At 44.0% G+C, this 13,669-nt stretch carries 11 protein-coding genes; 9 read left to right on the forward strand and 2 right to left on the reverse strand.

From position 1 onward, the window contains the following. Positions 1-31: 31 nt before the first annotated feature. A complete protein-coding gene (locus tag C1A09_RS06980; protein WP_101542930.1) occupies positions 32-1,369 on the forward strand; it encodes a glutamate synthase subunit beta in 1,338 nt (445 codons plus the stop codon). A 50-nt stretch (positions 1,370-1,419) separates the two neighbouring features. Further along, positions 1,420-3,141, forward strand: a complete 1,722-nt coding sequence (asnB, locus tag C1A09_RS06985; protein WP_101542931.1) for an asparagine synthase B — start codon at positions 1,420-1,422, stop codon at positions 3,139-3,141. A 158-nt stretch (positions 3,142-3,299) separates the two neighbouring features. Here asnB and C1A09_RS16635 read toward each other — a convergent pair whose 3' ends face one another. Continuing rightward, positions 3,300-3,428 carry a hypothetical protein gene (locus C1A09_RS16635; RefSeq protein ID WP_255419806.1) on the reverse strand — a complete coding sequence of 43 codons (129 nt, stop codon included), beginning with the start codon at positions 3,426-3,428 and terminating at the stop codon, positions 3,300-3,302. A 338-nt stretch (positions 3,429-3,766) separates the two neighbouring features. On the opposite strand from C1A09_RS16635, the gene C1A09_RS06990 reads away from it, so the two are divergent. From C1A09_RS06990 to C1A09_RS07020, 7 genes are all read left to right on the forward strand, one after another. Further along, positions 3,767-4,537 (forward strand): glycerophosphodiester phosphodiesterase family protein, encoded by a 771-nt coding sequence (locus C1A09_RS06990; RefSeq protein ID WP_101543007.1) that lies wholly within the window; start codon positions 3,767-3,769, stop codon positions 4,535-4,537. Between the two features lie 341 nt (positions 4,538-4,878). Then, the gene (gene dapF, locus C1A09_RS06995) at positions 4,879-5,730 is read left to right on the forward strand and encodes a diaminopimelate epimerase (protein ID WP_101542932.1); all 852 of its coding nucleotides are present in this window, start codon (positions 4,879-4,881) and stop codon (positions 5,728-5,730) included. A 24-nt stretch (positions 5,731-5,754) separates the two neighbouring features. After that, positions 5,755-6,987, forward strand: coding sequence for an LL-diaminopimelate aminotransferase (locus C1A09_RS07000; RefSeq protein WP_101542933.1), 1,233 nt, complete (start codon positions 5,755-5,757; stop codon positions 6,985-6,987). Positions 6,988-7,074: 87 nt separating this feature from the next. After that, positions 7,075-7,803, forward strand: coding sequence for a hypothetical protein (locus C1A09_RS07005; RefSeq protein WP_101542934.1), 729 nt, complete (start codon positions 7,075-7,077; stop codon positions 7,801-7,803). 22 nt (positions 7,804-7,825) lie between these two features. Continuing rightward, positions 7,826-8,182: a P-II family nitrogen regulator gene (locus C1A09_RS07010; RefSeq protein WP_101542935.1), complete on the forward strand. Its 357-nt coding sequence runs from the start codon at positions 7,826-7,828 to the stop codon at positions 8,180-8,182. Between the two features lie 87 nt (positions 8,183-8,269). Continuing rightward, positions 8,270-9,727 (forward strand): ammonium transporter, encoded by a 1,458-nt coding sequence (locus C1A09_RS07015; RefSeq protein ID WP_101542936.1) that lies wholly within the window; start codon positions 8,270-8,272, stop codon positions 9,725-9,727. 58 nt (positions 9,728-9,785) lie between these two features. Then, positions 9,786-11,975, forward strand: a complete 2,190-nt coding sequence (locus tag C1A09_RS07020) for a glutamine synthetase III family protein (protein ID WP_101542937.1) — start codon at positions 9,786-9,788, stop codon at positions 11,973-11,975. A 1,151-nt stretch (positions 11,976-13,126) separates the two neighbouring features. On the opposite strand, the gene C1A09_RS16430 is transcribed toward C1A09_RS07020, so the two are convergent. Continuing rightward, positions 13,127-13,495, reverse strand: a complete 369-nt coding sequence (locus C1A09_RS16430) for a hypothetical protein (protein ID WP_219618396.1) — start codon at positions 13,493-13,495, stop codon at positions 13,127-13,129. Between the last annotated feature and the right edge of the window lie 174 nt (positions 13,496-13,669).

Consider the following 13,669-nt stretch of genomic DNA (forward strand, 5'->3'; position numbering starts at 1 on the left):
GTCAATAAGCTAATTTCAATCGTAAATCATCATGGGAGATCCAAAAGCATTTCTAAATATCCCGCGCCAGGAAGCGGGTTATCGTCCGATACACGAACGTATCACCGATTTCAGTCAAGTAGAACAGACGCTAAACAGTCATGATCGCAAACTCCAGGCATCACGGTGTATGGACTGTGGTGTACCATTCTGTCATTGGTCATGCCCGTTAGGCAACAAGCAACCAGAGTTTCAGGACGCGCTCTATAAAGGGAAATGGCGTGAAGCCTATCAAGTACTGAACGAAACGAACGACTTTCCCGAATTTACGGGACGTATCTGTCCAGCCCTCTGTGAAAAATCGTGTATACTAAAACTCTCCTGCAATTCTCCGGTTACTATACGCGAGAATGAGGCTGCCATTGCTGAAGCCGCTTTTCGCGAGGAATATATCGTACCTTTCCGTCCCAAGCGCAATGGGAGAAAAGTAGCCGTTATCGGCGCAGGTCCTGCCGGATTGAGCGTTGCCGTGCAACTGAATATCCGTGGTTACGAGGTCACAATATTCGACAGTAAGCCCATGCCAGGTGGACTGCTTCGTTACGGCATTCCCAACTTTAAACTTCCTAAGGAAGTGATAGATCGCCGTATGAATGTATTGAGAGCCGAAGGTATCCGGTTTGAAATGGGTACCCATATTGATATACAAAAACTACCCACAGGTTTCGATGCATACGCTGTCTGTACCGGAACCCCTATAGCCCGCGATCTGACCATTTCCGGTCGTGAGTTGAAAGGTATCTACTTTGCACTTGATATGCTATCACAGCAAAACCGTATTCTCGACGGAGAAACATTCTCTAAAGAAGATCTTGTCAATGCAAAAGGTAAACAAGTACTCGTTATCGGTGGCGGAGATACCGGTTCGGACTGCATCGGTACAAGTATCCGTCAAGGAGCCACGAGCGTAACTCAAATTGAAATCATGCCTCAGCCCCCTGTAGGGCATAATGATGCCACTCCTTGGCCGCAATGGCCCGTGGTGTTGAAAACCACCAGCAGTCACGAAGAAGGTTGCACCCGTCGCTGGTCATTGGCCTCCAACCGGTTTATCGGTAAGAACGGCAAGGTTTGTGGTGTAGAAGTGGAAGAAGTGGAATGGTTTTCGGAAAAAAGCGATAACCGCCCTACCATGAAACCTACAGGGAAGAAAGAAATAATAGAAACCGATATGGTACTGCTCGCCATGGGTTTCCTGAAACCGGAACATCCACAACTCCCCGAAAATGTATTTATTGCCGGTGACGCTGCCAATGGTACCAGTCTTGTAGTACGTGCACTGGCAGACGGACGCAAGGTAGCGGCAGAGATAGACAAATATCTCTCTTAATAATAACCCGATCATTTTTTTATATCTTATACTTTATACTTAATAATATCATGTGTGGAATAACAGGTATCTTCAACATACAATATCAAACTCAAGAGTTGAGAAACAAGGCGCTCAAGATGGCGCAGAAAATTCGTCATCGCGGACCGGATTGGAGCGGTATTTACGTAGGCGGTTCAACCATCCTGGCACACGAACGTCTATCCATCGTTGACCCTCAATCTGGAGGACAACCTCTGTACTCGCCGGATCGTAAACAAATTCTTGCCGTCAACGGTGAGATATACAATCACCGCGAAATCCGTGCACGTTATTCAGGTAAATATGCCTTTCAGACAGGTTCGGACTGTGAGGTCATTCTCGCCCTCTACAAAGACAAAGGTATTCACTTCCTCGAAGAATTGAACGGTATCTTTGCTTTCGCCCTCTATGACGAAGAGACGGACGATTATCTGATTGCCCGTGATCCTATCGGTGTTATACCTTTATATATAGGAAAAGATAAAGAAGGCCATATCTATTTCGGTAGCGAACTGAAAGCACTCGAAGGTTTCTGCGACGAATATAAACCTTTTCTTCCGGGTCACTACTATTGGGGACGTGAAGGAAAAATGCACCGTTGGTACACCCGGGACTGGATGGACTACCAAAATGTGAAGGATAACTATATCCCTGTCACCGAATACAATACCTCTTCCACCGCTATCAACCGTAAAACCTATGACATGCAGATCTCTGCCGTACGTTATGCCCTTGAAGATGCCGTACAACGGCAACTCATGTCTGATGTACCTTACGGAGTACTGTTATCCGGCGGACTTGATTCTTCCGTCATCTCTGCCATTGCCAAAAAATATGCCGCCAAACGTATTGAAACGGACAATAAATCCGATGCTTGGTGGCCTCAACTCCACTCTTTCGCAGTAGGTCTGAAAGGAGCACCCGACCTGCTCAAAGCACGTGAAGTGGCACAATACATCGGTACGGTTCATCATGAAATAAACTATACCATCCAAGAAGGACTGGATGCCATCCGTGATGTCATTTATTTCATCGAAACTTACGATGTGACTACCGTGAGGGCTTCTACCCCGATGTATCTGCTGGCACGCGTCATCAAAAGCATGGGTATCAAAATGGTGCTCAGCGGTGAAGGAGCCGACGAAGTCTTCGGCGGTTATCTCTATTTCCATAAGGCTCCCACTCCGCAAGCCTTCCACGAAGAGACTGTGCGCAAGCTTTCCACATTGCACATGTACGACTGTCTGCGTGCCAACAAGAGTCTTGCTGCCTGGGGTGTGGAAGGTCGTGTACCGTTCCTCGACAAAGAATTTCTGGATGTAGCCATGCGTATCAATCCTATCACCAAGATGTGTCCGGGCAAAGAGATTGAAAAGAAAATAGTTCGTAAAGCTTTTGCCGACCTGTTACCTGAAAGCGTGGCATGGCGACAGAAGGAGCAATTTTCCGATGGTGTGGGCTACTCTTGGATTGATACCCTGAAAGCTATCACTGCCGCTACCGTCAGCGACGAACAGATGGCACATGCTGCAGAACGTTTCCCCATTCATACTCCACAAAACAAAGAAGAGTATTATTATCGTACTATTTTCGCAGAACACTTTCCCAGTATAAATGCAGCCCTGAGCGTACCGAGTGTACCTAGTGTAGCCTGTTCCACTGCCGAAGCGCTTTCATGGGATGCCTCCTTCCAAGGGAAGAACGACCCAAGCGGACGTGCTGTTACCGGAATACACAAAGAAGCCTACTGATACCTAAATCTGAGAAATAAGCCAAGAGACGGATTTTAAAACTCACCGTTTTCAAGTTTTTCCATATCCGTCTCTTCTTTCAGTAATTCCGGCGACAGAAGTTCTTTAGGTAAATACCGGCTTAAGGGCATGCGGGTACACTTCTCTTTTTTCAATCTTTACAACATATTCCTGTTTGCCATAAAATAGACTTTTGAGACTTTCACTTCACCGGGCGTTTCCCCCTTCGACCACTCCACGGCTGAAACCACCGCGCATAGCCACCATTTCTCCGATTTCTTTCTCATTCACTTCGCTCCGCTTCTGAATTTTACGGATAACGGCATATCACAATCCACTCTTCGCTTTATTCAGAAAGTTCTTCTTTTGTCTCACAAAATATGGAATAGGCATATTACTACTCTCTTCTTTAGGAGTTAAACAAATGACGTACAAGTCGTACGTCTTTTCTTAGTAACAAAGATATTGATAATGATGAATAAAAATATTCATAGGAAAAACCTTCATGATATACCGACCATATGCATAATTACATTAATTTATTGAAACCGTAACAGACAATCTATTTTATATTTGCAAAGCTTCCATTATCTTTGACAGAGTAAATATCAAAACTTTAATAATGATGAATTTAAGAAAAATTATTCTTTCTATCTCGTTAGTGCTTGCCGCATGCGGTACTATGCAAGCACAGAAAACTCAGGTGATTGCTCATCGTGGCTTTTGGAAAATCGATGGTTCTGCGCAAAACTCCATCGCATCACTGGTTAAAGCCGATTCCATTGGCTGCTACGGTACCGAATTTGACGTATGGCTTACTACTGATAATCAGTTGGTAGTGAACCATGACGCCACCTTTAAAGGTGTAAATATGCAAAAATCTACCACCCAAGAGTGTACGGCAGTAATACTGGATAACGGCGAGCCGCTCCCTACCCTGCAACAATATCTTGAAAAAGCGAAAGGATTGAAAACACGCCTTATCCTTGAACTGAAAGCCCATAAAACTCCGGAACAAGAAACACACGCCGTGGAAAGTATTGTAAAGATGGTTAAAGATATGGGATTGGAAGATCGTATGGAATACATCACCTTTTCCCGCCACGCCACTAAAGAGTTTATCCGCCGTGCGCCTCAAGGAACCCCCGTATACTATTTGGAAGGAGACCTCACCCCGGAAGAACTGAAAGAATGGGGATGTACCGGACCCGACTATCATTACAGCGTATTCAAAAAACATCCCGAATGGATTAAAGAATGTCATAACTTAGGACTGAAAGTCAATGCTTGGACTGTAAATAACGTCAAGGATATGGAATGGCTCATCAATCATAAGGTAGATTTTATCACTACCAACGAACCGATATTATTGGAAGAAACATTAATGAAGGATTGACTTATCGCGATACATATAGTCAGTAAAAACAGGTAAATCCGTTTCATTTTATCACAGATGAAACGGATTTATTCTTTTCATAAGTACCTAAAACTCCAATTACTGAACATTTTTATTTATCTATTTCAGATATTTTTCTTGTTGATATTACAATTTATATAAATATGACCGTTATAAACTTTTAAATTGAAAGATGATTGACTTATATTTATATTGAATGAAAGTATAAGTATAAACAAATAGAAATAAGGCACCTGTTTAGCAAAAAAATATTTCAAAACGTCGTATATTTGCACATAAATAAAGCAAAAAGATATATTAACAAGAAGTTAAAATACAAAATGACAAGAAGTATAAGATTTACCAAGATGCATGGCGAAGGAAATGACTACATTTATATAGACACTACCCGATACTCCATCGAAAATCCCGGAGAACTTTCGAAAAGATGGAGTGTACCGCATACGGGAATTGGCAGTGACGGTCTGGTACTTATCGGGCGTTCTCCCAAAGCAGACTTCAGCATGCGTATTTTTAATGCTGATGGTTCGGAAGCCATGATGTGCGGCAATGCCAGCCGATGTATCGGAAAATATGTTTTTGATTATGGATTGACAAAAAAGACAGAAATAACACTTGATACCTTATCAGGAATTAAAATCCTGAAACTTCACATAATAAATGGTGAAGTAAATACTGTGACTGTTGATATGGGTATTCCGACTAATGAACTTGTGGACTATGATGGGATGGGAGCAAAACCGATGAAAGAACATCCTATTACCGTGAATGGTGAACGACTTATCGGAACCACCGTATCTATGGGAAATCCGCATCTGGTTGTTTTTGTGGATGATATTAATCGTATAGATTTAACTTCCGTAGGCCCTAAACTGGAATACCATTCTTTATTCCCGGAACGAATCAATGTGGAGTTTGCACAAATATTGGGAAAAGACAGAATAAGAATGCGTGTATGGGAACGGGGATCAGGAATAACCCAAGCTTGCGGTACGGGAGCTTGTGCCACGGCTGTAGCCGCTTGTCAAACAGGACGATCAGGACGAAAAACGGAAATCATTATGGATGGAGGTACACTTCTCATTGAATGGGAGATTGCAACCGGACATGTTTTAATGACTGGAAGAGCCACAAAGGTATTTGAAGGAGAAGCAGAGATAAAGGAAAAATGATGAACACTTAAAACAACAAAGAATATGGCATTAGTTAACGAACATTTTTTAAAGTTACCGGGTAGTTATCTATTTTCAGACATAGCTAAAAAGATAAATACTTTCAGGATAACACACTCCAAACAAGACGTCATTCGTCTGGGTATCGGAGATGTTACCCGGCCACTGCCACCTGTCTGTATCGAAGCGATGCATAAGGCAGTGGAAGAGATGGCCGATGCTAAGACATTCCGTGGTTACGGACCGGAACAGGGATATGATTTTTTGATTGAAGCTATCATTAAACACGATTATGTGGCACGTGGTATTCACTTCAGTTCAACGGAGATCTTCATAAACGATGGAGCCAAAAGTGACACGGGGAACGTCGGAGATATTCTTCGCCATGATAACAGTGTGGGGGTAACCGATCCCATCTATCCGGTATATATTGACAGTAACGTAATGTGCGGACGCGCCGGAATATTGGAAAAAGACGGTAAATGGAGTAACGTGACCTATATACCCTGCACTGCCGAAAACAATTTTATTCCGGAAATTCCAGACAAACGTATCGATATTGTTTATCTTTGTTACCCAAATAACCCGACGGGTACTACCTTAACCAAACCTGAACTGAAAAAATGGGTGGATTACGCACTCGAAAATGATACACTCATCTTGTTTGATGCCGCTTACGAGGCATTTATCCAAGAAGAAGATGTGCCCCACTCCATCTACGAAATAAAAGGAGCCAAGAAATGCGCCATCGAGTTCCGCAGTTTCTCGAAGACTGCCGGATTTACGGGAGTCCGTTGCGGATATACCGTAGTGCCGAAAGAACTGACAGCTGCCACTTTGGAAGGAGAACGCATTCCGCTCAACAAACTCTGGAACCGCCGTCAGTGCACCAAGTTCAACGGAACCAGTTACATCACCCAACGGGCTGCGGAAGCTATCTACACACCTGAGGGCAGAAGACAAATAAAAGAAACGATTGATTACTATATGAATAATGCCCGAACGATGAAGGAAGGTTTGGAAGCTGCGAAATTGAAAGTGTACGGTGGAGTGAATGCTCCTTATATCTGGCTAAAAACGCCTAATGGTACAAGTTCCTGGCGTTTTTTTGAGCAAATGTTGTACGAAGCCAATGTAGTAGGAACTCCCGGTGTGGGATTTGGTCCAAGTGGCGAAGGATATATCCGTCTAACTGCCTTCGGTAAATACGAAGATTGCGTAGAGGCGATTCGACGTATCAGAAACTGGATAAAATAATAAAAAAGAATAGTTTAAACGCAATATTATAAAAACAGAGTCGGACTTGATCATCCGCAATTATTCTAATTAAAAAGGTAAGAAGATATGAAAACAAGAAACACTAAATTAGGAATGATAGCAATGGTGTTATTATCAATGACATTGCCTTTCATGGCAAAAGCACAAGACAAGGTAGAAGCATCGGTAGGTGCCGATTTGGTAAGCGGTTACATCTGGCGCGGTCAGGACTTAGGCGGTGTCAGTCTGCAGCCGAGTGTATCCATATCCTATAAAGGTTTCTCCCTGGAAGCTTGGGGTTCAGTAGGCATCGAAAGCAAGGACGCCAAAGAGTTGGACCTCACATTAGGCTACTCCACAGGCGGCTTCAGTGTATCGGTCACTGATTATTGGTTTAACGGAAGCGCAGGTTATATGCGCTATGGTGCCCACGAAACAGCTCATGTATTCGAAGCACAGGTAGGTTATGATTTCGGTCCGGTAGCCGTAAACTGGTATACGAACTTCGCAGGAGATGATTACACAAGATACAACGGAAAACGTGCCTATTCTTCCTATATCTCGGTAGCGGCTCCCTTCAAGTTGGGCGGCCTGGACTGGACAGCCGAAATAGGCGCCACTCCTTGGGAAACAAGTTTCTATAATTATGTAGAAGACAAATGTCCCGGCTCCAACGGATTTGCCGTATGCGACATCAGCCTCGGCGCCTCAAAGGAAATCAAGATTACCGACTCATTCTCTCTGCCGCTGTTTGCCAAGGCAACCTGGAACCCCAGGACAGAAGGTGCATACTTTGTAGTAGGATTAAGTTTTTAAGAACCGCAAAACAATTGAAGGTATGAAAAAGATTGAAGCTATCATCCGCAAAACCAAATTCGAGGAAGTGAAGGACGCGCTTCTCGAAGCGGATATCGAATGGTTCTCTTACTATGACGTAAGAGGCATCGGGAAATCAAGACAAGCCCGTATCTACCGTGGCGTACTATACGACACCAGTTCCATTGAACGGATTCTAATCTCTATCGTGGTACGCGATAAAAATGCGGAGAAGACCGTACAGGCCATTATCAAGGCAGCGCAAACCGGCGAAATAGGTGACGGCCGCATCTTCGTCATCCCCATTGAAGACGCTATCCGCATCCGCACGGCCGAAAGAGGTGACATCGCTCTCTATAATGCCGAACAGGAAAGATAACAGACAGCACTTAAATCACTCAAAGTCCACCGGACGGCGTGCCCGGTGACAAGTAAAAATACAAGTACAACAAAAATCAAAGAGATTATGGATAAATATATGATATGCAGTTTTACCAAACTGTGTATAGCCCTTGCTATATTCGCGGCTTTCTGCTTTACTACAGATACGTACGCACAAGATTTCGTCGTGACGGACAGTGTAGCGGCTGTTGCCGCCGATGTGGTTGCCTCCGGAGAAGTAGTTCCTGCCGAAGAAGAAGCAGTGACAGACACGATTTCTCAATTGGTTTCCGGTGTCAACACTGTGTGGATGCTGCTGGCAGCTATGCTGGTGTTCTTTATGCAACCGGGCTTTGCATTGGTTGAAGCCGGATTTACCCGCACCAAGAATACCGCCAACATCCTGATGAAAAACTTTGTAGACTTCATGTTCGGCTCACTGCTCTACTGGTTTATAGGTTTCGGCATCATGTTCGGTCTGGGTGATTTCTTCGGGACTCCCCACTTCATGAGCCTGATATTTGAAAGCAATGGTCTGCCCGACACCTCATCATTGCCAACCGAAGGCTTTCTCGTATTCCAGACCGTATTCTGCGCCACTGCCGCAACCATCGTTTCGGGCGCTATGGCAGAACGTACCAAGTTCTCTATGTATCTGATATACACTATTTTCATCAGTGTATTGATTTATCCGGTGTCCGGTCACTGGACGTGGGGTGGTGGCTGGTTGATGAATGGTGAAGAAGGTTCTTTCATGATGAACGTATTTGGAACGACTTTTCATGACTTTGCAGGTTCTACCATCGTACATTCCGTAGGCGGTTGGATTGCACTGGTCGGCGCTACAATTCTAGGTCCACGTATCGGTAAATATGGAAAAGATGGAAAATCAAAGGCCATTCCCGGACATAACCTAACTATTGCAGCGCTAGGTGTATTTATCCTCTGGTTTGGATGGTTCGGTTTCAACCCGGGGTCACAATTGGCAGCCGCTACTACCGATGATCAGGTGGCTATCTCATTAGTATTCCTGAACACAAACTTAGCAGCATGCGCAGGCGGTTTCTTTGCATTAGCAGTTAGTTGGATGAAATATGGGAAACCTTCCTTATCATTGACTCTGAATGGAATTCTGGCCGGTTTAGTAGGTATCACGGCAGGATGCGATATGGTATCTCCGTTAGGTTCCGTCATTATAGGTGCTCTTTGCGGCATATTGATGATATATTCTGTAGAATTTATTGACAAGACTTTGAAGATTGACGATCCTGTAGGTGCAAGTTCTGTACACGGTGTATGCGGCTTCACAGGAACCATCCTCACCGGACTGTTTTCCACCAGCGAAGGCCTCTTCTATGGCGCAGGCGCAGGATTACTTGGCGCACAGGCATTCGGCGCACTGATAATAGGCGCATGGGCGGCAGGTATGGGATACATCATCTTCAAAGTCCTCGACAAGGTACACGGTCTCCGTGTCTCCAAACGAATTGAAGAAGAAGGACTTGATATTTACGAACACGGCGAATCGGCTTATACAGCATAAAAGAGATTTTTTTACTCTAACATAGTTTTTTAAACCAACAATTACAACTCAAGGTATTATGTCAAAATTGAGATTCAGAGTAGTAGAGACGGCGTTCAAGAAGAAACCCGTTGCGGTGGCAGTTCCGGCGGAACGCCCGTCGGAGTACTTCGCCAAGTATGTATTCAACAAAGAAAAGATGTTCAGGTATTTACCCAGTAAGGTATATGCCAAGTTGACTGACGTGATTGACAACGGCGCGCCGCTGGACCGCAGTATTGCGGATGAAGTAGCTGCCGGCATGAAGAAATGGGCGATTGAAATGGGCGCCACCCATTACACCCACTGGTTTCATCCGTTGACCGAAGGCACTGCCGAAAAGCATGATGCTTTCGTGGAACATGACGGTAAAGGCGGTATGATGGAAGAATTCACCGGCAAACTGCTCGTGCAGCAGGAACCGGATGCATCCAGTTTTCCGAATGGTGGTATACGCAATACGTTCGAAGCACGAGGTTATTCAGCATGGGATCCCTCCTCTCCCGCGTTCATTGTGGATGACACACTTTGTATCCCGACTATCTTCATTGCATACACCGGTGAATCCCTAGACTACAAAGCACCGTTGCTGAAGGCCCTACGTGCCGTAGACAAAGCCGCTGTAGACGTATGCCACTACTTCAATCCAGAAGTAAAAAAAGTATATGCCTATTTGGGGTGGGAACAGGAATACTTCCTGATTGATGAAGGTCTGTATGCTGCCCGTCCCGACTTGTTAATGACCGGTCGTACCCTGATGGGACACGACAGTGCCAAAAACCAGCAGTTGGAAGACCACTATTTCGGAGCAATTCCTGCCCGTGTGGCCGCTTTTATGAAAGAGCTGGAAATCGAGGCATTGAAACTTGGTATCCCCGTTAAAACACGTCACAATGAAGTAGCTCCCAACCAGTTTGAATTAGCCCCTATTTTCGAAGAATGTAACCTAGCAGTAGACCATAATATGCTCATTATGTCGTTGATGCGTAAGATTGCCCGTAATCATGGTTTCCGTGTATTACTACACGAAAAACCATTTAAGGGTATCAATGGTAGTGGCAAACACAACAACTGGTCATTGGGAACCGATACCGGTATCCTGTTGATGGGTCCGGGGAAGTTACCCGAAGACAACCTGCGTTTCATCACTTTCATCGTGAATACCTTGATGGCGGTTTACAAACACAACGGTTTGTTGAAAGCCAGTATTTCCAGCGCAACAAATGCCCATCGACTGGGTGCCAATGAAGCGCCTCCTGCAATTATTTCCAGTTTCCTCGGCAAACAGCTGTCACAGGTACTAGAGCATATCGAGGAAAGTACGAAAGACGACCTGGTAAGCCTAAGCGGTAAACAAGGCATGAAACTGGATATTCCGCAAATACCGGAACTACTCATCGATAATACCGACCGTAATCGTACCAGCCCGTTTGCTTTCACCGGCAACCGATTTGAGTTTCGTGCCGTAGGTTCGGAAGCAAACTGTGCCAGCGCTATGATTGCACTGAACTCTGCCCTTGCAGAACAACTGAAGGAATTTAAAAAAGATGTGGATAAACTTATCGAAAAAGGTGAGCCGAAAGTTTCAGCCATCCTTGACGTTATCCGCAAATACATCAAAATCTGTAAACCTATCCACTTTGACGGTAACGGTTACAGTGATGAGTGGAAAGCGGAAGCAGCACGGCGCGGTCTGGACTGCGAAACCAGTGTACCCGTCATCTTTGATAACTATCTGAAACCGGAAAATATCAAGATGTTCGAATCCATCGGTGTCATGACAAAAAAGGAGCTAGAAGCCCGCAATGAGGTGAAATGGGAAACCTACACTAAAAAGATCCAGATTGAAGCCCGTGTCCTCGGAGATCTGGCGATGAACCACATCATCCCCGTAGCTACCCAGTATCAAACGGATCTGGTGGACAATGTATACAAGATGAAGAACTTGTTTACAGCAGAAAAAGCAGTAAAATTATCGGCCAAAAATATAGAACTTATCGAAGAGATTGCGGATCGTACGGCTTTCATAAAAGAACATGTCGACACTATGATTGAAGCCCGAAAAGTGGCCAACAAAATTGAGTGTGAACGTGAAAAAGCCATCGCCTACCACGATAATATTGTACCGATGATGGAAGAAATCCGTTATCATATCGATAAGTTGGAGCTCATCGTTGACAACCAGATGTGGACACTGCCCAAGTACAGAGAATTGTTATTCATTCGATAAGAAAAAGATTAGACATTAAAATTATCTATTTCTTTTGTTGGTTGTTTTAAGTTTGTAGAGGGAGAAGTACCGTGAGGTAGTTCTCTCTCTCTGTTTTTACATAATCTGTGGTAAAAACAGTATCTTTGTCCTCAGAAGTTACGAAAAAGGTCTAATTTGCTGAAAATGAGCGTTGGATTATCGCTCTTGATAGTAATAGGTTACGATTTAGTTAGTTATCTACTGCATTATCCTTCTGCGTGTTGCGTAACCTTCAAAGAACTCTTCGCGTGTAAAAATAGCTGTTTTATCCGAGATTTTGAAAGAAATTCCAGGATTATTTTATTCCCTTATTCATTAGTTTTTCTGTAAAAGCGATTTTATCCGTCGGCACACCATTGCTTGAACAAACGTGTTCCGACTACCGCATAGCCAAAGAAAAGAGCATTGCTTCACGTCTAACATATATAATTCATCCCTCAGTTCAAAGGCGTTCCGGAAATAGTTTTTTAGATGCCATGTTGATTCTCGTATATCATTGAAGGCGCTATAGGAAACTATGGGGGTGTTGTATCAAACCGGATTTAGTTATGAAGATGTGTCTGTATCTCCCTCCCCCGATTTTATAGATCGGCAGATTTAAGACACACCCAGTCGTCCGACGGAAGTCCCGTCAGATTATTATTTGACATCTGATATTTTGGTGTGAGAGGTCTCCTATACGGTTAACCTGAGGTATCCTCAATTATTTGCCGGTATCCGTGATGTCCTGCAAAGTTTACCGTTATCGCGCATTTCTTTTCCCTTATCACGATGGCTCCAAACATTATTCGTTTGATGAATTGTCAACTGTGAAGCTTTCGGCCTCCGTTCCCCAGAAACCTGTATGCCTGAAGTCGTAAAGCAGGACCTGCGCGGCGGCATAGAAAAAAAGGTGGGAATAGTTGGCCCTGGATGAACCGCCGACATACGAGTGGAACAACACCTGTTCTACAAACCTTTCTCAGAGTGAACATTACGACCAGCAATATCCATGCGCCTACAACTTGACAAGAAATACGGAGGGTCAGCTAATACCATGTCGATAGAATTATCTTCTAATTGCTCCATTAGGGACAAACTAACGCCATTATATAAGCTGAAGCATTTGCTATGGGTAAGGCTGTTACATGTTAGTCTTCGTTTGATTGTTCGTTTATAAAGTTTGAAACGAGGTCTTTGATTGTTTGTTCGGCATTTTTAACACCAACGAGACTTATCAACTGTTCATAATCGTCAATTTCGTTGTTTGTAAAAGTTACAACAATCTTTCGCTCATCTTTACCTGCAATGTGAGTGTAATTCTCAGGATGAGACCAGAAGCAATTTTTACAGACTTCTACATCTTTTGATGTCCAATTGGGACAATGTTCACACGTCCACGATTTTGCTCGGTTTGCAGAGGGGCTTAACAACATGTAACAGTCAATGTTATTTTCGTCTTGTTCACCGTCTATTTCATAAGGTATGCGATGATCCACTTGCAGCAACCTTTCTTCCATAGGTTGAAGATATATGAAACATACCGAGCCATACTTGTCAATTAGAGCCTTTTTTTAAGGCTTCTGAGAGTGCGGTCCTACCTGCTACCTTAGACAACTTATTGTCCGCAAATACGGGGTCGCCAAACTTGTATGCTCCAATACTCTTTCCTTCGCTGCTCTTTACAGTGTAAG

This window comes from Bacteroides cutis (assembly GCF_900241005.1).
GTDB lineage: Bacteria > Bacteroidota > Bacteroidia > Bacteroidales > Bacteroidaceae > Bacteroides > Bacteroides cutis.